Origin of the sequence: Fundicoccus sp. Sow4_F4, assembly GCF_052116145.1 — a bacterium.
Taxonomy (GTDB): Bacteria; Bacillota; Bacilli; order Lactobacillales; family Aerococcaceae; genus Fundicoccus.
Map to the genome: position 1 here is coordinate 264,161 of NZ_JBQKLQ010000001.1, position 21,344 is coordinate 285,504.

Below are 21,344 nucleotides of genomic sequence, written 5' to 3' on the forward strand. Positions count from 1 at the left end.
AATTGTTATGAAAAAAATGGTGAAGTTAGTATTAAGTTTATTAGTAGTGTTCTCAATCGCTCCAAGTACTGCATTTGCACAAAGTGGTAAAACAATTGATCGAGAGGCCGGAGTAGTGATTGGTTTTGACGATACGTTTGCTCCGTTTGGCTTTAAGAATGAAGCAGGAGACCATGTAGGATTTGATTTGGATTTAGCAGCTGAAATACTCGGTCGTATGGAAGTTGACTATTCGTTCCAACCAATTGATTGGAGTATGAAAGAAACTGAATTGAATACTGGTAATATCGATATGATTTGGAATGGTTATTCCATTACACCTGAAAGAGAAGAAGTCGTTTTATTCTCAGAACCTTATATTGAAAACCGTCAAATTATTATTGTGCCAGTTGATAGTGACGTGAAGTCTAAAGCGGATTTAGCTGGTAAGGTTTTAGCGACTCAAGAGCAATCCGCATCATTAGAAGCTATCCTTGCTGATGAGGAGTTTGTCGCTACTTTAGGTAGTGATCCAGTCACTTATGCAACTTTTGTAGAAGTTTTTAGTGATTTGAATAATGGGCGTGTGGATGCAATTGTTGTAGATGAAACGCTAGCTAGCTACTTCTTAGAACAAAATGATTCAGCGGCAGATTATAGAACGTTAGAAGATAACTTCGGAGAAGAAGAATATGGCGTTGGTTTCAGAAAATCAGATGACGCCTTTGTGGAAGAATTTAATGCTACATTAGCTGAAATCATTGAAGACGGTAAATTTGATGAAATCAAAGCGAATTGGTTCACTGCAATTGAAGCAGAACAGGAATAATCACTCAATATAAATAGTAGAAGGAAGTGCTAGACGATGGAATCACTCACGATGTTTGAACCACTAATGGAAGGATTTAAAACAACTTTACAATTTTTTATGCTGACACTGATAGGCAGTATACCTTTAGGGTTGTTGTTAGCCTTAATTGAACAGAAACTACCGAAGTGGTTGGGAAGCATTATTCGTGTTTACGTCTATCTGTTTCGAGGTACGCCACTTTTACTTCAAATGATGTTTGTTTTTTTCGGTTTACCTTTTGTCGGAATTGTTTTGGGGCGCTTTGAATCTGCTTTGTTTACATTGATCATCAATTATGCGGCTTATTTTGTAGAGATTTTTAGAGGTGGCTTAAATGCGATACCTTCTGGTCAGTATGAAGCGTTGAAGGTGTTGTCGATTAATCGTTTGACCGGTTTATATCGTGTCATTTTGCCTCAGTTATGGCAAATTGTTATGCCATCAGTGGGGAATGAAGTAATAAGTCTGATTAAAGATACCTCGCTCATTTATATTCTGGGGCTAGATGAGTTGTTAAAAACAGGACGGACCCTAGCCAACCAGAGTGCGAGTCTTTTACCATTTGTGTATGTTGGTATTATCTACTTACTGTTCACAGGAATCACCACTTTAATTCTAAATAAAATAGAACAGAAAATTGCAGATTAGGAGGCGTTAATCAAATGAGTTTAATTGCTACAGGTATATCAAAAAGTTTTGGATCAAACGTCATTATTGATCAGTATGATTTTACTGTCACACCAGATCGCTTGACGATTGTTCTGGGAGAATCAGGAAGTGGAAAGACGACTTTATTAAGGATGATTAATCACCTTGAATCAGTAGATAAAGGTTCTATTTCACTTGATGGTATTCCATTAGTGATAGAAGGTGTCTATCAATCGAATGACAATATAAAACAATACCAACACAAAATTGGTTTGGTGTTTCAGGATTATCAGTTGTTTCCTAATCTTACAGTCCTAGAGAATCTACTATTAGCACCTTTATCTAATAAAATGGGGGATCGCGAGCAATTAATCATTCAAGCTAAAGATTTACTAGAACAAATGGGACTGCCTGGAAAAGAAGACATGAAGCCCCGCCAATTATCAGGTGGACAAAAACAAAGAGTCTCTATCGCAAGAGCAATGATGATGAAACCAAGTATGCTATGTTTCGATGAACCAACTTCTGCATTAGATGAACATACTGTTTCTAAAGTTGCAGAACTAATTTTACAATTGAAAAATCAAGGGATGATGATTCTTATCATTACTCATGATCGGACATTAGTTGAAAAACTAAGCGATCAAGCGAATGTAATCGAATCAACAAGCTTTATTTAAATAAAACAACTTAATAAAAGTGCTTGTATTAGATTATGTTTTCTGTATAATGATAGGAGTGTAAAATAATGCAGCGAAAAAAAAGAAAGCGCGTCAACAGTCTAACGCCTTGTCAATTAGAGAAGGTCAGCGAGTAACTGCGGCTGCTAATGCGAAAGTTGAAGTTAAACTGCACGCATTCGGTTTTTTTATCAAGTTATTTTACTCCATAAAACTTTTATTGGAGGAATTTAAATGTCAAGATATACAGGTCCATCATGGAAATTATCACGTCGTCTAGGTGTGTCATTAACAGAAACAGGTAAGGAATTAGCAAAACGCCCATTCCCACCAGGACAACATGGTAATGCACGTAAAAAACTTTCTGAGTATGCTTTACAATTACAAGAAAAACAAAAATTACGTCATATGTACGGAATGAACGAACGTCAATTCGCGACTTTGTTCAACAAAGCAGGTAAAATCAAAGAAGGTAAACACGGTGAGAACTTCATGGTTATCCTTGAAACTCGCTTAGATAACTTAGTATACCGTTTAGGTTTTGCTTCAACTCGTCGTCAAGCTCGTCAATTAGTTAACCACGGTCACATTACTGTAGATGGTAAACGTGTGGATATCCCTTCATACTTAGTTCAACCGGAACAAGTTATCGGCTTACGTGAATCATCACGTGATGTTGCAGTAGTTAAAGAAGCATTAGAAAACATGGTAACTCGTTTAGAGTACGTTTCTTATGACGAAACTGCAATGGAAGGTAAAATGACTCGCTTGCCTCTAAGAAGTGAATTAAACGCTGAAGTAGATGAAGCTCTAGTCGTTGAATACTACAACAAATTAGGCTAATCGCTAAATTATTGCTAATGAAGCAGGTAGGAATCGCTAGGTTCTTACCTGTTTTCTTATGATTTTATGAGGGGGATAAACCGCTTAAAACTCTGAGATTAACAATTAATTTAGTTGTGGGTCTAATGCTCATCAGTTGTTGGGTGAATGATCTACTCAGTAAAAATAAAATCTTATGAATATTACTGGGTTTCGCTTTAATTAACACATTTATAATGCTATAATATAGAGTGATTAATTACGGAGAAAATTCATCTACTGCCAATAAAGATAATTACGATGGAACAGAGGAGCGAACTAGAATGCAATTGAGATTTACTGACATACTATTTATTATAGTCGTCATTGTCCTGGTTGTTTACGGAGTTATTTATTATTTTCGTACCCAGCGCAATAAAGACATAAGAGACTTGGAAGAGCGAAAAGAGAAGATGATGGCAATCTCGATTGCTGATCAATTATATACGTTAAAAAACATGAATTTATCAGGGCAAACTAAGCGTAAATATGAAAGCTTAGTAGCAACTTGGCAGACCATCACAAACTTTCAATTTACAGAAATTGAATCAGCTTTAGTTGGTTCTGAACAATTCCTTGAACAAATGAATTTAGTAAAAGCTCAAAAAGCTGTCAATCAAGCACGTGAAATTCTTGACGAGACAGAAATTCAAGTGAATGAATTGCATGAACAATTAACAGACTTACTTTCAGTTGATACTGAAAACCATGAACGTAACGAACAATTATTGGAGCGTTACAACACGGCTCGTAAAAGTATCATGAATCAAAGTTTTGATTATGGTCCTGCAATTGAAACCTTAGAAAAGAATATACAATACTTAGAATTGAATTTCACTAAATACAACGAACATACAACAAATGGCGATCACTTAGAAGCACAAGACATGTTAAGCACAATTGATGCTGATATGACTAGTTTAGAAGAAATTCTAGAAAAGATTCCAGCAATGTATGACAAAATTAAGAATGACTACGAAGACTCATTAACAGATTTACGTGAAGGTTATCAACGAATGATTGACAGCCGTTATAATTTCGAAAACATCAATATTCCAGAAGAAATTGATGAGATTCAAGAGCAATTAAACAATGCCAAAAAAGAAATTAAAAACGCCGATTTATCAGACGCTAAAACTTTAATGGATAAGGCTGATCGTGAAATTAACTCTTTATATGATTTATTAGAATCAGAAATTGCAGCAAAAGAGTATGTTAATAAGAATGTGAACCAATTACGTGACCAGATTAAACAAGTGGTTGAAAATAACCGCTATGCTGGTATCGAAGTGGATCGTATCGCTCAGAGTTATATTCTGCATAACAGCGAATTAGATCAAGTGAATGAATTGACAGAACAAATTCGTATGGAACAGAATAAGTTCCGAGACATTACAAAAGAAATTAATGAACATAATGCTATCTTTACTAAAATTGAAGCATCTGTTAAGAAACTAAAAAAACGTTTCGATGATATTGATGACAAGCAGCGCAAATTAGTAGAGAACTTGTCTGGTTTAACAATCAGAGAAAAAGAAATTAAAAGCAATCTTGATTTGTATGAATTAGACTTGCGTAACATTAAACGTAAAGTTGAAAAACATCATTTACCTGGTTTGAGCGAAGATTATTTCACTAAGTTTTATCAAGTCACTGATGAGATTGAGAGCTTATCTAAACAATTAAACCGTGTTCGTATCGATATGACTGAGATTGAACTGACTGCTAGTCAGTTAGAAGAGCACCTTGATCAACTTGAAAGTTTAACTGAAGAGATTATCGATAGTGCGATGTTAACTGAATACATGATTCAACATAGTAATCGATTCCGTTATGATTATCCAGATATGGATCAAGCAATTAAAGAAGCGCAATATCTATTCCACCGTGAACATCGTTATCAAGACGCTTTAGCTGTAATTGAAAAAGCGTTACGTCGGATTGATCAAGAAGGGCCTACCCAAGTAAGACGTATGTATCACCAAGAAAAACAAACAAGAATTTATTAATTGTAGTTATGAGACAGAATCGACTTAGGTCATTCTGTCTTTTCTTTTGTATTAGAGGATAGTGCTAAAGATTTAGACTTAAATGTTCTTCTATAGACAATAGCAAATCGGTTTCGTTATAATAATTAGTGCAATAATTTAGACAAGTAGACAATAGCTAAGAAAAAGGAGTTTGAGGATGTTTTATTTTGACCATAGTGCAACCACTCAACCGAGTCATGAAATCATGAAAGTCGTTCAGGAAGTGGCTGTAAATTTTTATGCCAATCCGTCCAGTATTCATCAAATGGGAGAAAAATCAAAAGCATTGATGAAACAAGCAAGACAACAGATCGCCACTATTCTAAAGTTTAATAGAGACGAGATATACTTTGCATCAAGTGGAACTGAGGTAAACAATTGGGTTTTTCAAGCAATTCTACCTGCCTTACAGGCACTTCATCCAGAGAGAAAGCGCGTCATTATATCGAGTGTTGAACACCCATCAATAACCGCCCAAATTGCAGTGTTAGAGCAACAGGGCTTCATTGTTGACTTAGCACCTGTTAATGGCGATGGACTATTGGATATGGCCGCTTTAGAAGCGTTACTCGCTCAGGATGTTCTCCTTGTTTCAACAATGGCTGTTAATAATGAAGTAGGCAGCATTCAACCTATCGAGGGTATTGCCAAACGATTAGCGTCCTTTCCTCAAATCGTTTGGCATGTTGATGGTATCCAAGCGGTAACCACTCAAATGGAGTCCTTATTAAATTCTAGAATAGATTTAATTAGTTTATCTAGTCATAAGTTTCACTCCATTCGTGGAGCGGGGATTTTGGCCAAAAGAAATAAAGTTCACTCACACCCTTTTCTATATGGTGGAGGTCAAGAATCTGGCCTTCGTAGTAGCACGGAGAACTTACCAGCGATTGTTGCAACGGCTAAAGCTTTAAGACTAGCTTATGAACAACAAGACAGCGTTAAAAAAATGCTTGCTCAATATCGAATGACTATTATTGAATCGTTAATAGAGAAGCAATGGCACGTATTTGCTGAAGATACAGCAAGTGAACATATTATATGTGCTGCTTATCCAGGAGTCCCTGGAGAAGTGCTTGTCCACGCGTTTGAAGAACAACAAGTCATTATATCGACAACGAGCGCTTGTTCAAGTCGTAAGCATCAAACGCACCATACATTAAAAGCGATGAGTGTTGCAGAGGACCTATCCACTTCAGCTATTCGAATCAGTATGTCTCAAACCACAACGGCTCAAGAAGTGGCTGGCTTGATTAAAGCAATCAACGTCGTAACAAATAAATTTTCTAAATAATGGAAGGAACTATTATGACACATAAACAAATTTTAATTCACTACGGTGAGCTATCAACTAAGGGTAAAAACCGCAGAATGTTTCAAAACAAAATGGCAGAACATATTCGTCATAAAACAAAGGAATTAGAGAAAGTAAAAATCTTACCTCATCATGATTTTATGCATGTTAAATGGGAAGAAGCGAGTTATGAAGAAATGATTGAAGTTTTAAAAGATGTTCCAGGTATTTCTCGTTTCGAACCGACTTATCGAGTTGAAAAAACAATGGAAGCAATTTATGAAAAAGGGATTGAGTTGTTTAAAGAATTGACATTTGAGAGTAATGATTCATTCAAGGTCGTTGCTAAACGCTCAGATCGTTCGTTTGAATTTGATTCTATGAAGATTCAGCGAGAAGTTGGTCATGTGATAGGTGAAGCTTTTCCAGAGCTGCATGTTGAAATGAAAAAAGCAACTTATAAATTAACTGTGAGTATTCAACAGGATGCGGCATACTTAAGCCTGATTTCAGTCCAAGGTATGGGAGGTTTACCATATGGTTCGAGCGGTAAAGGAATGCTGATGTTATCTGGAGGATTTGACTCTCCGATAGCCGGCTATCAAATGTTAAAACGTGGTTTAGAAATCGAAGCCGTTCACTTCAGTAGTCCGCCTTATACAAGTCCTCAAGCCTTGGAAAAAGCGAAAAAATTAACCGCTGTTTTAGCTCGTTACTCCACGCCAATGAAATTCCATAATGTTCCCTTTGCGCGTATTCAAGAAGAGATAAAAGAACATATTCATGAAGATTTTTCGATGACGGTTATGCGACGAATCATGTTGAGGATTATGGATCAACTGTTACTTAAAAACAAAGCAATGGCGATTGTTAATGGTGAGTCATTAGGTCAAGTAGCCTCTCAAACATTACAAAGCATGAGTGTTATCAATGAAGTGACAACGACACCGATTCTAAGACCTTTAATTGCAGTCGATAAAAATGAAATTATTAGTATTGCAGAAAAAATAGGAACGTATGATATTTCGAATGAACCCTACGAAGATTGTTGTACTGTATTTGCACCGAAGAAGCCTAAAACAAAACCTAAATTGCATACGATTCAAGAAATGGAAGCCGCACTGGATATTCCTGCTCTAATTCAAGAAGCAGTTGAAAAAACAGAAGTGATGACGATTGATGAACATTACCTAACGGAGCAATATGCAAACTTTACAGAACTACTGTAGGATTTGAGTCAACTCTTTTATTAGGGAAGATTGCGAGGACTCATAAGTCTTTCGGTTAGAACTTATATTCTGACAATGTTATACTGAACATATAAGAGAAAGGATGATGTGAGTATGCAAGTTAAATTTGATGGTTCACCATTAGAAGTAAAAGGAACACAACCTACTGTTGGAGACAAAGCACCTAACGCTAATTTAGTGAATGATAAAGGTGAGACAGTTGCATTAAATGATTTGTTTGGAAAAGTAACGATTTTAAGTGTAGTACCTAATGTTTTAACAAGAACTTGTGAATTACAAACAAAGCGTTTTGATGAAGTCACTTCTGATAAAGACATCCAATATGTGACAATTGGTCGTAATACGGTTGAAGAATTCAATCAATGGAATACTGAGAATGAATTAACTGTCGATACATTAACAGATTCAACGGGGGATTTCGGTAAAGCTTATGGTTTAGATATTGAGCTTGATGGAAACGACTTACTAACTCGTGCGGTTTTCGTCGTTGATACTGATGGTACAATTAAATACGTGGAAATTGTTGACGAAGTAGTTAATGAGCCAAACTACGAGGCGGCCTTAGAAGTTGCTGAAAAGTTATAAGCACATTCTTTTACAATACAGAACAATCAGCGGTGCTTAGGCATACGCTGATTTTTTATATTTCTCCGGTAGAGTGTTACCGGCTTGTTAGCAACTTTGCATACTAAATGGAGGAAGATTTATGGAGAATAAAATAGAGCAGTTTCAAAAAAAATTAACAGATAGCAAAAAAATTGTCTTTTTTGGTGGAGCGGGCGTATCGACAGCAAGTGGCATACCAGATTTTCGCTCAGCGACAGGTTTGTTCATGCAAGCAACAGGCAAGAATTTTTCTGCAGAAGAAATTATATCGCGTAGTTTCTTCGAGAGATACCCGGAAGAATTTTTTGAATTCTATTTTGATAAATTGATTTATCCTGAAGCGAAACCAAATTTAGCGCATGAATTTTTAGTTGAGCTTGAAAGACAAGGCAAGGACATTACAATCGTCACACAAAATATTGATGGTTTGCATCAATTAGCTGGGAGTCAGAAAGTATTAGAACTACATGGTACGGTATTAGAGAATTACTGTTTACACTGTCATAAACACTATCGATTGGAAGAATTGACGCGTGATGACAAGGGGATTCCGCGCTGTAAAGAAGATCATGGAATTGTGAGACCAGATATCGTTTTATATGAAGAAGGACTTAATCAACAGACAATTCAAGAGACAATTTCTGCTATTGAGGAGGCTGATATGTTAATTGTTGCCGGAACTTCATTGATTGTTTATCCTGCCGCTGGACTAATCAATTATTTCAAAGGTGAACATTTCGTTGTGATTAACAAAACACCCATCCATACCTATTTACCGAATGCAGTGGTTTTTGAAGACACGCTAAATGAGGTTTTTTCTCGAATGGAGTGAAAGAGAAGACATGATTAACTTAGAGGACTATTATCAAGGGACAATAAGCGGTTTTAAAACGGAAGAAATAGCTCAGGCTCTGTTAGGATGTCTTCTTGTCAATGAGACGAAAGAAGGCCGCACGGCTGGTTTTATTGTCGAAACAGAAGCCTATGTGGGTGTTATAGATGAAGCGGCTCATAGCTTTAATGGGCGCAATACCAAACGAATCCAAGCAATGTTTGAAAGAGCCGGCAGCTTATATGTCCATCAAATGCATAGCCATGTGTTAGTGAATATTGTGACTCAAGAAGTAGGCGAACCGGAAGGTGTGTTAATCCGAGCACTCGAACCAGTCGAAGGCATTTCAATAATGGAAATGCGTCGAAAAAGGACAGGGCGCGAGTTAACGAATGGTCCAGGAAAGTTAAGCCAAGCTCTAGGAATTACAATGGCATATAATTTAGAACATATTCAAGAGTCAAATTTATCACTTGAAATGGACAACCGAAAAACACCTGGAAAAATCCTTAAATCAGGACGAATTGGTATCAATAATAAGGGCAGTTGGACAGATGCTCCGCTGCGTTTTTATGTGAAAGGAAATCCTTATGTCTCCAGGTTTAGAGGGGAAGTATCAGAGAATTTGGGTTGGCGAGAATAATGAGTGTAAATTCAAAATAAATTAATTATTAGCTACTTGTCTAATGGGCGATGTTTTGCTAAACTGTGATTAATATGTCGGCTAAAGCTGACCCTATATTAAGCAATGAAGAGAAGAGTAGTTAATTAAAGACAGAGAGAAAGTAATCGCTGAAAGCTTTCACAATTGACGAAAGTAGCTTGGAGCTTGAAGTGTGAACGTTAAGTAGTACTTCACGGAGGAAATCTTCGTTAACAATAAACGAGCGGAAATGTTATTATTTCTTAAATTAGGTGGTACCACGTCAACCAACGTCCTATGTAAAGCATAGGGCGTTTTAAATTGGGAAGAATTAATACATTCAGTTCTATTAATTGATAGTGACTACTAATAAATTTGCGAGTGAAAGGAAGCGGGATATTGAATAGAGAAGAAATGCCAACGAAATATAATCCTCAAAGTATTGAAGAGGGGCGTTATGAACAATGGATTGAAGCGGGAGTGTTCAAGCCTTCAGAAAATCCTGAAGCAGAACCTTACTCAATTGTTATTCCACCACCAAATGTGACAGGGAAATTACACTTAGGTCATGCGTGGGATGTAACATTACAAGATATGGTGATTCGTCAAAAACGAATGCAAGGATTCGATACATTGTGGTTACCTGGTATGGACCATGCGGGGATTGCTACTCAAGCAAAAGTTGAAGAAAAATTAGCGACACAAGGTATCAGTCGTCATGATTTGGGACGAGAAGAATTTGTGCAACAAATTTGGGATTGGAAAGAAGAATACGCTGGAACAATCCGTTCACAATGGTCTAAAATGGGAATATCTGTTGATTACTCACGTGAGCGATTTACATTAGATGCTGGTTTGAATAAAGCAGTAAATAAAGTCTTTGTTGATTTATATAACAAAGGACTTATCTATCGTGGTGAATACATCATTAACTGGGATCCAAAAGCACAAACGGCATTATCAGATATTGAAGTAATCCATAAGGATGTTAAGGGTGCGTTTTACCACATTAAATATCCCATTGTTGGTTCAGATGAATTTGTTGAAATTGCAACGACTCGCCCTGAAACAATGTTAGGTGATACTGCGATTGCCGTTCATCCTGAAGATGAAAGATACCAACATCTAATTGGCCAGAAAGTATTATTACCATTAATGAATCGCGAGATTCCAGTGGTGGCTGATGAGTATGTTGAACGTGAATTTGGAACGGGCGTAGTAAAAATTACTCCAGCTCATGATCCTAATGACTTTGAAGTGGGTAATCGTCACGATTTACCACGCTTAAATGTTATGAATTTAGATGGATCGATGAACGAAAATGCTGGTGAGTATGCTAAACTTGATCGTTTTGAAGCTAGAAAGCAAGTAGTAGTTGATTTAAAAACACAAGGGTATCTAGTGAAAATTGAAGAACTAGAACATAGTGTAGGGCATTCAGAACGTAGTGGTGCAGTTGTTGAACCTTACTTATCTACACAATGGTTTGTTAAGATGCAACCATTAGCTGAGAAAACAATTCAAAACCAAAAGAGTGATGATGCGGTTGAATTTTATCCTCCACGTTTTAACCAAACATTCTTAACTTGGATGGAGAATATTCATGACTGGGTTATTTCGCGCCAATTATGGTGGGGACATCAAATTCCAGCCTGGTATCATAAGGAAACTGGTGAAGTTTACGTAGGTGAAACAGCTCCAAATAATGAGACTGAATGGGAAAGAGATAAAGATGTTTTAGATACCTGGTTCTCTTCTGCATTATGGCCATTTTCAACAATGGGTTGGCCGGAAGAATCCACTGATTATGATCGTTACTTCCCAACAAGTACTTTGGTAACTGGTTACGATATTTTAACATTCTGGGTAAGCCGTATGATTTTCCAAAGTTTAGAATTTACAGGTCAACGTCCATTTAAAAACGTCTTAATTCATGGTTTGATTCGTGATGCCGACGGTCGTAAAATGAGTAAGTCGCTAGGTAACGGAATTGATCCAATGGATGTAATCGATGAATTTGGTGTGGATGCTTTAAGATGGTTCCTAGCCAATGGTTCAACACCAGGTCAAGATGTTCGTTATAGTGAAGAGAAATTAAGCTCATCATGGAACTTTATTAATAAGATTTGGAACGCAAGTCGTTATGTTTTAATGAACGTAGGCGACTTGACAATCGACCAAATCGAAATTGGTAAGGATCAAACAGTTGCTGATAAATGGATTTTATCTCGTTTACAAACAACGATTGAAGCTGTTACTCGTTTATTTGATAAATTTGAATTTGGTGAAGCTGGACGAATTCTGTATCACTTTATTTGGGATGATTACTGTGATTGGTATATCGAAATGACTAAGGAAAGTCTACAAGATGACTCATCAGATAATAAGACAACGAAAAGTATTCTAATCTATGTATTAGACCAATTCCTACGCTTATTACACCCAATTATGCCTTTTGTTACTGAAGAAATTTGGCAACAATTATTAAGTGAAAAATCTTCAATTGTCGTAGCCGATTACCCAACAGTTAATGCAGCTTATATTAATGAAGAGGCTGTCACTGCTATGAATCAGTTAATCGAAGTAATTCGTGGTGTACGTACGATTCGTAATGAAATGAATACACCGTTATCAAAAGCAGTTGATATTTTCATTAAAGTGAATTCTAAACAAGTTGCAGAATTACTAGAGGAGAACAAAGCGTATATTGAGCGTTTCTGTCACCCAGAATCACTAGTTATCTCAGAAAATCCTGAAACACCTAATGAAGTAGTCTCACAAACCTTATCTTTCGCACAAATTTTAATGCCTCTCGAAGGTTTAATAAAAATTGAAGACGAAATAAAGCGTCTATCTCAAGAACAAGAAAAATTAAATAAAGAAGTAGAACGGATCGACAAGAAACTTGCGAACGAAGGTTTCGTAAGCAAGGCTCCTGAAAAAGTTGTGGAGGAAGAGCGCATCAAACGAGCTGATTATGTTAATCAACTGGATGCTGTTACGGAGAGAATCAACCAACTCGAAACGCTTTTATAATATTAAAAACTTAACCTCAAAGTGCTCATGATTTTGAGGTTTGCAATGGAAACTTTTTGCATTAAACACGTTAAGTGTATTATATCTGTGGTAACACAAAGGAGAACGAAGTTAGTTGAAATTTAGAAATGTTAATGAAGCCATCGCTTGGCTCGATACTCAGAAAAATATTGTTCCTAACATTAATGGAAGCGGCGTAGAGAAAGTTAAATTAGCGCTTGCTTTTATTGGCAACCCACATCATGGTATTCCAGCAATTCACATTACTGGAACCAATGGTAAGGGATCTACGACTGCATTTTTACGCGAATTATTACTTAGCCAAGGGTTACAAGTAGGGACGTTCACTTCGCCTCATATTATGACCTTTAAAGAAAGATTTACTTTTAACGGTGAGTTAATCGCAGATGAAGATTTAATAACCATTATTGAAGAAATGGTTCAAATAAACGATTATATGGAACAAACTGAGTTTGGTCGTTTAGTCTTTTTTGAATTATATACTGTAATGATGGCTATCTATTTCAAAATGAAAAAACCGGATGTTTGTTTAATTGAAGTTGGTATTGGAGGACGTCGTGACTGTACAAGCGTTATTGACGGACAAATTGCAATCATTACGACAATCGGTCTGGACCATTCAGATAAATTGGGTAATACGGTTGAAGAAGTTGCAGCTGAAAAAGCTGGTTTAATTAAACAAAATACCCAAGTTGTAACTGGTTTAATTGAAGAAGGTCCATTGAAAGTCATTGAAGCTTATGCTGCTGAAATGAATTCTGAAATCTATCGTTATCAAACAGATTTCGGAATGGCCGATGTTTTAAACCATCTGGATCAAGGTTCTACCTTCAACTTCTGGCAAGCTATGTCTGACCCAAATGAAACGCAACAAAATAATTTTGCGATCGGTATGTTAGGTTTACATCAGATTCAAAATGCGACTGTTGCAATTCAAGCATTCAATTTATGGATGAACTTTATTGAACAGCCAATTGATTGGGTAGTAGCAAAACCTGGTCTACAACAGACGAATTGGATTGCTCGAATGGAAAGAATTAATGAGGATCCTTTTGTATATATTGATGGTGCACATAACGTGGCTGGTTTAAATGCCTTAAAGGGTTTAGTTGAAGAATATTTCCCGCATAAAGCGATTCGAATTCTTTATGCTGGTTTAGATTCCAAAAATCAATTAGAACAACTTCCTTTGTTGTCTACGTTTAATAGTATTAGTTTAACAGTCACTGAGTTTGGTCATCCACATGCAATGACTTTGGCGCAGTTTCAAGAGGTCGTTCAACAAGTACCAGAGAAATTGGAACAAGCGATTCAATATGTGGCAGATTGGAAGCCTTATGTTACGGAGTTCATTAATCACAAAGATAGCGATGAAATGCTGTTAATAACAGGTTCACTCTATTTTGTTTCTGATGTTCGACAGTTCATTGTTAAAGAATTTCAAAAGATTTCAAATTAAAAAGTATATTTAGCCTCCTTTTTACGTATTTATATATAAATACTAAAAGGAGGCTGTTTTTATGCCTATTAAAATGTCGTCGTTCATTCAAGAAGTTCCCAAGGATGCTCAACCGCGAGAAAGACTTGTTAATTTTGGTGAGAAAGCACTGGCTACACACGAACTTCTAGCCATTATCTTCCGCACAGGTACAAGGGAGGAAAATGTTCTACAACTGTCTGCTCGTTTTATGCAAACATTTGAAAGCCTTTATGATTTAAGGCAAGCAAGCATAGATGAATTTCAATTAGTGAAAGGGATTGGTCCCATTAAAGCAATAGAACTTAAGGCAGCGATTGAACTAGGTGCACGTATCAGTTCGAGTGATATGCCTAAATTTGGTCATATTACTTCCACTCGTTCAGCAGGGCAGTGGTTGATACAAGAAATGTCTGATTTACAACAAGAACATTTGATGGTCTTATTTTTAAATACCAAAAATGAAATTATAAAGAAAAAGACAATATTTATGGGGACTGTTAATAGTTCTGTCGCACATCCGCGAGAAATCTTTAAAGAGGCTGTAAAATATCCAACAGCCAGATTAATCATCGCACACAATCATCCTTCAGGAGATACAGAACCATCGCATGCCGATTTATATTTTACACGTCGTATGATAGCGTGTGGAGAATTAATGGGCATAGAAATTTTGGATCATTTGATTATTGGACAAAATCAATACCTAAGTTTACGAGAAAGTTCGGATGTCTTTGATGAATAATTAAGAGCTAAATTTAATTATATAATTTGAAAAAACTTAAGAAATAAGCGTTGCTAAAGTTAAAATAAGCGTATTGTGATAGCTTTTAGCCTTGGGAATGAATACCGCTTCCATTGCCTATGATAATGAATAAAAGCGCTCTTTTAAATAGAAACAACGATGAAACATGTTGCAATTTCCATAGAGTATGTTATGATATAGTTATGTTTTTGTAAGAGGTAAGAAAGATTGTTTTTGTAACATCCGCTTCGTACCAGTTAGCAAGAATATAATAAAAAATAGTGCTTTACGGCACGAGGAGGATTTTCATTCATGGAACAAGGAACAGTAAAATGGTTTAACTCAGAAAAAGGTTTTGGATTTATCGAGCGCGAAGGCGAAGCAGACGTATTCGTACACTTCTCAGCTATTCAAGGTGACGGCTTCAAGACTTTAGAAGAAGGTCAAGCAGTAACTTTCGAAGTTGAAGATGGCGCACGTGGCCCACAAGCTGCAAACGTAGAAAAAGCTTAATCTTTTTAAATTAAACTTTTAGTCGGGGGATTTTTTCTCCGGCTTTTTTTGTGCCTAAGGCAATAGCACACATTTTATTGACCTTTGTAATATTGGAATTTCATAAAGAACAATTCTACAGGTAGCTTTTTACCTGAGACTTTTGCTATAATATTTTAACGTAGTGTATTTTACACAATATAATTTGTAAAGGAGTTCGAAGTGTAGTGGGTTTGTTTAGTAAACAACGTTTAGGTATTGACTTAGGAACCGCGAATACCATTATCTATATCGACAATAAGGGAATTGCACTTCGAGAACCTTCGATTGTGGCTAGAAATATTAAAACGGGTGAAGTCGTTGCATATGGAAAAGAAGCAGCTAAGTTAGTAGGACGAACGTCGGATAACATTGAAACGATTCGACCAATGAGAGACGGTGTAATTGCTGATTTTTCTTTAACGAAGCAAATGCTCTCACATTTTATCAAGCAAGCCGTCCATCGTTCGATTTCACGACCAGAAGTTGTAATCTGTGTTCCAAGTAGTATTTCAAAAGTCGAGAGAAGGGCTGTAATCGATGCGATTAAGGATTTAGGCATCCATCGAGCTATGATTATAGAAGAACCATTTGCGGCTGCTCTAGGCGCTAATTTAGCGATAGAAGAGCCACGTGGGAAGATGGTAGTTGATATTGGTGGAGGAACGACAAATATTGCAACAATTTCTTATGGAGAAATTGTACAAGGCTTAAGTACACGCGCAGGCGGTAGCTTAATGAATGAAACAATAATGACGTATGTTCGTAATCATTATCAACTAGCGGTCGGAGATTATACGGCTGAAACCATAAAAATTGTTTTAGGAAATGCAAAATTTTCCGAGCTTGATACATCTGACAAACTAAAAGTAAGAGGTCGTAATATTGCGACAGGTGTGCCAGATGAAGCGTATGTTGAAGCGAGTATCGTAGCAGAGGCTGTTGATGAAGTGGTCCAATTAATTGTAACGAGTATCAAGCAAGTATTAGAACTAACACCTCCAGAATTATCAGCAGATATTATCGAAAATGGAATAGTATTGACTGGTGGAGGAGCGTTATTGAAGAGATTACCAGAGCGCTTATTTGATGAGATTGGTATTCCAGTTCATTTATCAAATGTTCCGCTGGATTGTGTAGCGATTGGTGCTGGTAAAATGTTAAAACAGCTAGATGTTCAATCAAAAATTGCTGAGAAAAAAGCTCGTTAATAGAAAGAGGATTATGAATGTTTAATAATAAAAAGTTAATTGGTATTTTAATTGCGAGCATTGCCATTGTGTCGTTAATCTCGTATTCATTATTTAGTAGCACGTCTAATGTTGTCACAACCTCGGTAAATGAGGCCTCATCTTGGGCAGGACGTATTTTTTCAGAGCCGGTCAATATGGTGGTGCGTTTCGTTAATTCGGTTGATAATTTAGTTAATACATTTGAAGAAAATCAATATTTAAAGTCAAGAATTGATCAAGTCAATGAATTTCAAGTGAGAATTGCTGATTTAGAAGTTGAAAACGAAAAAATGCGTCAAGAATTGAATTTAACGGAAACATTAAGTAATTTCGAACCTTTAAGCGCGACTGTTATTTCGCGTAGCCCAGATCAATGGATGGAAACGTTAGTAATTAACGTAGGGTCAAATGATGGCGTGCGTAAAGATATGTCAGTGATGTCAGGAAATGGTCTAATTGGACGCATTATTGAAGTGACACCGAATAGTTCGAAAGTTTTGCTATTAACCTCAGAACAATCTAACGAAGGGGTCGTATCAGCGAGAGTTCAAACTAAAAATGGGGCATCAGCAAATGGTATCGTTAGTGACTATGATCCAAAAGCTAAGCATTATATTATGACTCAAGTCAATCCAGATGCCCAGATTCAACCAGGAGATATGGTTATTACGTCCGGTTTAGGTGGCGTCACACCAAGCACTTTACTAATCGGTGAAGTAGCGTCCGCTCAAATGGATGATTATGGTTTATTCCAAACTGTGAATATCATACCTGCTGGAGAGATGACTGATATACGTTTTGTCACAGTTATCTTAGTTGGGGATCGGAGTGAAGCAAGTGAAGACTAGCCGCGATCGTAAAGCGAAATGGCTCGTGCCATTTCTACTTTTTGTAGGGATTATCATCGATGCTGCATTGCCAGCAATTTTTCCTGGCGCGTTTATTGGCACAAGTCAAATAATTATTTCTCATTTGGTGCTTTACTATATTGTGACCTTTAGTTTTTATTTACGCGATACAAACATTTTGTTTTATGCGTTTATATTTGGTTTGTTATATGAGTCTTATATAGCCACTTTACTTGGCTTATATGCAACATTATATTTTTTACTTGCTTATTTAATCATCAAATTACGCAAGTTTTTCCCTAAAAAAGCCTTCATCCACTTTATGCTATTTATTGTGGCAGTGACAATTGTGGATTTCATTGTTTTTGTCTTTTACTTTGAACTGGGCTTAACCAACGTGACGATTACGACATTTTTAGTGGACCGTTTAGGTCCAACTTTGATATTTAATGTCGTTCTTGCTTTCTTGCTTTACTTGCCGACGAAACAAATACTGAATTGGTTAGGGTTTGAAGAGTATATCATCTTCTAACTAATAAGAAAACAATGAGAGAAAATGCGTTTAAATCAATAATTCTAATTAATTTATTAAAAAGTGTTGACATTAGATCTAGTTCTGGTGTAAACTCATGTCAAGTTAATAAATCAAGTCGATGATTAAGAAAGTAAATTATTAATTCGCTCACAGCGAGGTAGGACAGAGTGGAAGCCTACTGAGGAATTATGATTGAAACGCACTTATGAGACTAGTCAGTGAACTTAGTAGCTGACTTCGCTGTCTGAGCGTTAGCAAAAAGAGTGGATGAAGCCTTTAATGTGATATTAGAGGCGGAGTTAACTAGAGTGGTACCGCGGATTAACCCGTCTCTATGTTCTTAGGAGCATAGAGACGGGTTTTTTTATCACTATTTTTACAAATGCAAAGCTGAAAATTAACGAATGGCATGTCATGAGTCGCTGTCGATAAACACTATTAATATATTTTATCATGCACTTGATGTGCATAGACCTGGAGGAATTATTATGAAAAAATTCAACATGTTGTTGCTTGCCTTATTAGCTGCCATTAGTCTGTCACTACCAAAACTAAGCGTTGCCGCAAAATCATTGGATGAGATAAAAGAAGCCGGGGAGATTGTATTAGGCACGAACGCCGAGTATCCGCCTTTTGAATGGGTGGAAATGAAAGATGGCGAACAAGTTTATCTTGGGATTGATTTTGATCTAGCCCATTTAATTGCTGAGAAAATTGGTGTTGAACTGGTTGTCAGTGACCAAGCCTTCAATGCATTAATTCCTTCTTTACAAGCAGGAAAAATTGATATGGCCATTGCTAGTATGTCTTACACGGAAGAAAGAGCTGAACAAGTTGAGTTTTCCGAGATCTATTTTGAAACGAAAAACTTATTTGCAGTACCTACTGGTAAGGAGGCTGACTATCAAAGCATTGATGATTTTTCAAATGTTAAAATTGGTGTCTTGAAAGCTTCGGTCCAAGAGCAAATGATCAAAGAGCTGTTTCCAGATGGGGACATCGTCTCAATGAATAAAAACGGAGATCTCATTGAAAGTTTAAAATCAGGTCGTGTGGATGTCGTCTTAATGGATAATGTAGTGATTTATCAGTACGAAACCTTAAATTCAGATTCAATTGTTGTATTGGATGAATTTTCATTAGAAGATGGGTCATTTGGTAATGCTGTGGCGATGGAAAAAGGCAACAGTGAGTTAAAAGCCATTGTCGATCAAGTTATTCTAGAAGCTATCGAGTCAGGCGAGCTAGATGAGATTGTTGCAAAAAATATCGACTTATCCTCTCAATCACAGGACTAAACCATCAAAGGAGGCACCACGATGGAAAAGATACTGTTAACACTTTCTTTACTAGTCACTTGTTTCTGGCTCATTAGCCCAAGTTCACACGTGTCAGCGAATTCCTTAGAGGAAATCAAGGCAGCAGGAAAACTTGTGATGGGAACCAATGCTGAATACCCACCTTTTGAATGGGTCAAGATGGAGAAGGGGGAACAACAATTTGTTGGCATTGATTTCGACTTAGCTCATAAGATAGCCGATGAAATTGGCGTTGACTTAGAAGTGAGTGAACATGCCTTTAATGCACTGATACCAACTCTTCAAAGTGGCAAGGTAGATCTTGTGATAGCGGGGATGTCCTATACCGATGAAAGAGCTGAACAAATCGATTTTTCTTCGACTTACTATTCGACGGTGAATCAATTCGTCGTTTCAGCCGAAGCCGTCAATCAGTTCAATAGCCTAGAAGACTTTTCCAAGGTCAAAATAGGCGTCTTAAAAGCTTCAGTCCAAGAACAGCTGATTGCTAAGCAATATCCAGAAGCGGATTATGTCGCGATGAATAAGAATGGGGACTTAATTGAGGCCTTAAAAGCAGGTAAACTTGATGCGGTCTTTATGGATAACATAGTCATTGCTGATTTTATTTATCAAAACGCAGGCCTAATTGCTGCGGTCGAAGAGCTTGAGTTGGAGGGAGGTTCGTTTGATAAGGCCGTCGCACTCGCGAAAGGAAATAGCGAATTGCTAGAGGTCGTTAACAAAGTCATTGATGAGGCAGTGGCTTCCGGTGAAATGGAAGAAATTGTTCAAGCTAATATTGCTTTAGTTCGTGAAGGAAATTAAAGAAAAATTCAAATAAATCTGATTGCTTGTTAATTTTAAATTCGATATGATAAGCAATAAGAATAGACAATAGAGAAAGAGGTTAGTTAAAATGAAAAAATTATTATTAAAATTAACGCTAGTAGTCACTTTATTAGCAATGTTTGTACCAGCTGGTTTAGCATCAGCAAAAACAGTTGATGAGATTAAAGAGTCCGGTCAATTGGTTGTTGGAACGAGTGCTGATTATCCACCATTTGAATGGGTTGTTTTAGAAAGTAATGGCGATTCTAAAATTGTCGGGATTGATGTTGACTTAGCACAATTAATTGCCGATGAGTTGGGTGTCGAATTAGTCATGGAAGATATGCCATTTGATTCATTAATTCCGTCAGTAATTTCTGGAAGAATTGATATGACGATTGCGGGAATGACTTATACTGAAGAACGTGCCGAACAAGTAGATTTTTCAGAACAATATCACCAATCAGTAAGTAATTTCGTTGTCTTAGCAGGAGAAGAAGGTAAGTATGAGACAGTTGAAGATTTTGATGGGCTAAAAATTGGTGTTCAAAAAGGCACTGTACAAGAGCAAATGGTGACTGAAAACTTGGCGAATGCAGAGATTGTCTCAATGCAGAAAACTGGTTTGCTCATCGAAGCGTTAAAAACTAAAAAAGTGGATGCTATCTTTATTGATGATATTGTGACGATTGAATTCGTAGCAGTTAACGAAGGACAAATTGCAGTGGTCTCTGATGTGGTATTCGAAAACCCAGAACAAGGTAAAGCAGTTGCCCTTGCTAAAGGTAATGAAGAATTATTAGAACTTATCAATAAAGTTGTTTTAGAAGCTGTTGAATCAGGTAAGATCACTGAATTCATTGAAGCAAACGTAACACTACAAGCTGAATCCGCAGATGAAGAAGTTGCTGAAGAGGATTCACAAGAAGACGCAGCAGAAGAATCTGAAGAAGATTCAGAATAATCATGGCTTTCAAATCCGTTAGACTGTTAGGGTCTATCGGATTTTTTTGTCGGCAATAATGGGTAAGTTTATTGAGTATAATAATATTTGAAAAAAAGTTTGACGTCGGCTGGTATATTTGGTACTATACTATTGTTGTATTTGTGTAGCACC

The 21,344-nt window shown here is 36.7% G+C and carries 20 protein-coding genes and 3 other annotated features (1 of these 23 cut by a window edge); all 20 genes read left to right on the forward strand.

Translation table 11 applies throughout. The features are described 5' to 3' along the window. Positions 1–7: 7 nt before the first annotated feature. Positions 8–808, forward strand: a complete 801-nt coding sequence (locus tag ACTQ5J_RS01230; protein ID WP_441750161.1) for an amino acid ABC transporter substrate-binding protein — start codon at positions 8–10, stop codon at positions 806–808. A 36-nt stretch (positions 809–844) separates the two neighbouring features. Further along, the gene (locus ACTQ5J_RS01235; RefSeq protein WP_441750162.1) at positions 845–1,477 is read left to right on the forward strand and encodes an amino acid ABC transporter permease; all 633 of its coding nucleotides are present in this window, start codon (positions 845–847) and stop codon (positions 1,475–1,477) included. A gap of 14 nt (positions 1,478–1,491) precedes the next feature. After that, complete coding sequence (locus ACTQ5J_RS01240) at positions 1,492–2,157, forward strand: amino acid ABC transporter ATP-binding protein (protein ID WP_441750163.1); 666 nt, start codon at positions 1,492–1,494, stop codon at positions 2,155–2,157. A 234-nt stretch (positions 2,158–2,391) separates the two neighbouring features. After that, positions 2,392–3,000: a 30S ribosomal protein S4 gene (gene rpsD, locus ACTQ5J_RS01245; RefSeq protein ID WP_441750164.1), complete on the forward strand. Its 609-nt coding sequence runs from the start codon at positions 2,392–2,394 to the stop codon at positions 2,998–3,000. Positions 3,001–3,302: 302 nt separating this feature from the next. Continuing rightward, the gene (locus ACTQ5J_RS01250; protein WP_441750166.1) at positions 3,303–5,027 is read left to right on the forward strand and encodes a septation ring formation regulator EzrA; all 1,725 of its coding nucleotides are present in this window, start codon (positions 3,303–3,305) and stop codon (positions 5,025–5,027) included. Between the two features lie 178 nt (positions 5,028–5,205). Then, the gene (locus tag ACTQ5J_RS01255) at positions 5,206–6,342 is read left to right on the forward strand and encodes a cysteine desulfurase family protein (RefSeq protein ID WP_441750167.1); all 1,137 of its coding nucleotides are present in this window, start codon (positions 5,206–5,208) and stop codon (positions 6,340–6,342) included. A 14-nt stretch (positions 6,343–6,356) separates the two neighbouring features. Beyond that, entirely contained in the window at positions 6,357–7,571 is a 1,215-nt protein-coding gene (gene thiI / locus ACTQ5J_RS01260; RefSeq protein WP_441750168.1) for a tRNA uracil 4-sulfurtransferase ThiI, read from the forward strand. 114 nt (positions 7,572–7,685) lie between these two features. Continuing rightward, on the forward strand, positions 7,686–8,177 hold the full coding sequence (locus tag ACTQ5J_RS01265; RefSeq protein WP_441750170.1) for a thiol peroxidase: 492 nt from the start codon (positions 7,686–7,688) through the stop codon (positions 8,175–8,177). 121 nt (positions 8,178–8,298) lie between these two features. Next, positions 8,299–9,030 carry an NAD-dependent protein deacylase gene (locus tag ACTQ5J_RS01270; RefSeq protein WP_441750171.1) on the forward strand — a complete coding sequence of 244 codons (732 nt, stop codon included), beginning with the start codon at positions 8,299–8,301 and terminating at the stop codon, positions 9,028–9,030. Positions 9,031–9,040: 10 nt separating this feature from the next. Further along, complete coding sequence (locus ACTQ5J_RS01275) at positions 9,041–9,673, forward strand: DNA-3-methyladenine glycosylase (protein ID WP_441750172.1); 633 nt, start codon at positions 9,041–9,043, stop codon at positions 9,671–9,673. Between the two features lie 96 nt (positions 9,674–9,769). After that, positions 9,770–9,974: a binding site (T-box leader), on the forward strand. Positions 9,975–10,069: 95 nt separating this feature from the next. Then, complete coding sequence (locus tag ACTQ5J_RS01280) at positions 10,070–12,709, forward strand: valine--tRNA ligase (RefSeq protein WP_441750762.1); 2,640 nt, start codon at positions 10,070–10,072, stop codon at positions 12,707–12,709. A gap of 115 nt (positions 12,710–12,824) precedes the next feature. After that, positions 12,825–14,189, forward strand: a complete 1,365-nt coding sequence (locus tag ACTQ5J_RS01285) for a bifunctional folylpolyglutamate synthase/dihydrofolate synthase (protein WP_441750173.1) — start codon at positions 12,825–12,827, stop codon at positions 14,187–14,189. A 61-nt stretch (positions 14,190–14,250) separates the two neighbouring features. Then, positions 14,251–14,952, forward strand: coding sequence for a RadC family protein (gene radC / locus ACTQ5J_RS01290; protein ID WP_441750175.1), 702 nt, complete (start codon positions 14,251–14,253; stop codon positions 14,950–14,952). 312 nt (positions 14,953–15,264) lie between these two features. Next, complete coding sequence (locus ACTQ5J_RS01295; RefSeq protein ID WP_153832586.1) at positions 15,265–15,465, forward strand: cold-shock protein; 201 nt, start codon at positions 15,265–15,267, stop codon at positions 15,463–15,465. Between the two features lie 206 nt (positions 15,466–15,671). Further along, positions 15,672–16,694 carry a rod shape-determining protein gene (locus ACTQ5J_RS01300; protein ID WP_441750177.1) on the forward strand — a complete coding sequence of 341 codons (1,023 nt, stop codon included), beginning with the start codon at positions 15,672–15,674 and terminating at the stop codon, positions 16,692–16,694. A 17-nt stretch (positions 16,695–16,711) separates the two neighbouring features. Continuing rightward, a complete protein-coding gene (gene mreC, locus ACTQ5J_RS01305; protein WP_441750178.1) occupies positions 16,712–17,563 on the forward strand; it encodes a rod shape-determining protein MreC in 852 nt (283 codons plus the stop codon). After that, a complete protein-coding gene (mreD, locus tag ACTQ5J_RS01310) occupies positions 17,553–18,095 on the forward strand; it encodes a rod shape-determining protein MreD (protein WP_441750179.1) in 543 nt (180 codons plus the stop codon). The genes mreC and mreD overlap by 11 nt, the downstream gene beginning before the upstream one ends. 112 nt (positions 18,096–18,207) lie before the next feature. Further along, positions 18,208–18,435 (forward strand) — a binding site (T-box leader). Between the two features lie 151 nt (positions 18,436–18,586). After that, the gene (locus ACTQ5J_RS01315; RefSeq protein ID WP_441750180.1) at positions 18,587–19,396 is read left to right on the forward strand and encodes a transporter substrate-binding domain-containing protein; all 810 of its coding nucleotides are present in this window, start codon (positions 18,587–18,589) and stop codon (positions 19,394–19,396) included. Positions 19,397–19,417: 21 nt separating this feature from the next. After that, entirely contained in the window at positions 19,418–20,224 is an 807-nt protein-coding gene (locus ACTQ5J_RS01320) for a transporter substrate-binding domain-containing protein (RefSeq protein ID WP_441750181.1), read from the forward strand. 91 nt (positions 20,225–20,315) lie between these two features. Beyond that, complete coding sequence (locus tag ACTQ5J_RS01325) at positions 20,316–21,191, forward strand: transporter substrate-binding domain-containing protein (protein ID WP_441750182.1); 876 nt, start codon at positions 20,316–20,318, stop codon at positions 21,189–21,191. A 151-nt stretch (positions 21,192–21,342) separates the two neighbouring features. Next, positions 21,343–21,344 (forward strand) — a sequence feature (ribosomal protein L21 leader region) (it continues 74 nt past the right edge of the window).

Bases quoted from the DNA above. Each gene is read 5' to 3' on its own strand.
- ACTQ5J_RS01230 (WP_441750161.1), top strand. From the start codon at position 8: ATGAAAAAAATGGTGAAGTTAGTATTAAGTTTATTAGTAGTGTTCTCA.
- ACTQ5J_RS01235 (WP_441750162.1), top strand. From the start codon at position 845: ATGGAATCACTCACGATGTTTGAACCACTAATGGAAGGATTTAAAACA.
- ACTQ5J_RS01240 (WP_441750163.1), top strand. From the start codon at position 1,492: ATGAGTTTAATTGCTACAGGTATATCAAAAAGTTTTGGATCAAACGTC.
- rpsD (WP_441750164.1), top strand. From the start codon at position 2,392: ATGTCAAGATATACAGGTCCATCATGGAAATTATCACGTCGTCTAGGT.
- ACTQ5J_RS01250 (WP_441750166.1), top strand. From the start codon at position 3,303: ATGCAATTGAGATTTACTGACATACTATTTATTATAGTCGTCATTGTC.
- ACTQ5J_RS01255 (WP_441750167.1), top strand. From the start codon at position 5,206: ATGTTTTATTTTGACCATAGTGCAACCACTCAACCGAGTCATGAAATC.
- thiI (WP_441750168.1), top strand. From the start codon at position 6,357: ATGACACATAAACAAATTTTAATTCACTACGGTGAGCTATCAACTAAG.
- ACTQ5J_RS01265 (WP_441750170.1), top strand. From the start codon at position 7,686: ATGCAAGTTAAATTTGATGGTTCACCATTAGAAGTAAAAGGAACACAA.
- ACTQ5J_RS01270 (WP_441750171.1), top strand. From the start codon at position 8,299: ATGGAGAATAAAATAGAGCAGTTTCAAAAAAAATTAACAGATAGCAAA.
- ACTQ5J_RS01275 (WP_441750172.1), top strand. From the start codon at position 9,041: ATGATTAACTTAGAGGACTATTATCAAGGGACAATAAGCGGTTTTAAA.
- radC (WP_441750175.1), top strand. From the start codon at position 14,251: ATGCCTATTAAAATGTCGTCGTTCATTCAAGAAGTTCCCAAGGATGCT.
- ACTQ5J_RS01295 (WP_153832586.1), top strand. From the start codon at position 15,265: ATGGAACAAGGAACAGTAAAATGGTTTAACTCAGAAAAAGGTTTTGGA.
- mreC (WP_441750178.1), top strand. From the start codon at position 16,712: ATGTTTAATAATAAAAAGTTAATTGGTATTTTAATTGCGAGCATTGCC.
- ACTQ5J_RS01315 (WP_441750180.1), top strand. From the start codon at position 18,587: ATGAAAAAATTCAACATGTTGTTGCTTGCCTTATTAGCTGCCATTAGT.
- ACTQ5J_RS01320 (WP_441750181.1), top strand. From the start codon at position 19,418: ATGGAAAAGATACTGTTAACACTTTCTTTACTAGTCACTTGTTTCTGG.
- ACTQ5J_RS01325 (WP_441750182.1), top strand. From the start codon at position 20,316: ATGAAAAAATTATTATTAAAATTAACGCTAGTAGTCACTTTATTAGCA.